General features: G+C 63.8%; 1 protein-coding gene. It reads left to right on the top strand.

What is annotated here, in order from left to right; all coding sequences use genetic code 11:
- Positions 1 to 372 (top strand): DUF4376 domain-containing protein (locus ACUSIJ_RS29650; protein WP_449312005.1); only part of this gene is annotated, 372 nt, incomplete at its 5' end.
- Positions 373 to 640: the final 268 nt, after the last annotated feature.

Raw genomic sequence — 640 nt, 5'->3', positions numbered from 1 at the left:
CCGACCCTTGAGCAACGCAGGGCCGCGCTGGCTGACGCCGTCCGGGAAAAGCGCTGGGAAGTCGAGACGGGCGGCACCATTGTTAACAGCGTGCCGATCAGAACTGACGTTGGCAGTCAGGGCAAGATCGCCGATGCCGTTGCTCTGCTGGAGCGCGACCTCGATTTGACTACCGTCGATTTCGAAGCGCAGCCCGGTATCTGGGTATCCCTCGATCTGCCCATGCTTACTGCCATCGGCATCGCTGTCGGCCGCCACGTGCAGGCCGCATACAGCCGGTCCCGCGCGCTGCACGAGGCCATTGAGGCTGCAGAGAGCATCGAGGCGCTGGAGGCCATCGACATTCAATCCGGCTGGCCGCCAAACGGTTGACTGGCCCTAAAATCCTTCCCGACCCGCCGCCACCGAGCGGCTTTTTTTACGTCTGGAGCAATCCCATGATCCGCACAATCCTCGCGGCGGCGCTCGCGCTCGCCGTCACCGCCTGCTCATCTCGCGACACGAGCAACTGGGGCTCGATTGCGATTGGCGTGGGCCACGTCGTCAACGCCGACGCCGCCGCATCCAATGGTGCAGCAGCAGATAGAGCGCAGCACCGCCGATAAAGGCAAACAGCAAATCCATCCGTCCACCTGCCGCC

Source organism: Pseudochelatococcus sp. B33 (assembly GCF_053570585.1).
The sequence above is the reverse complement of the archived record's forward strand: the minus strand, read 5'-3'. Positions and strand labels throughout refer to the sequence as shown.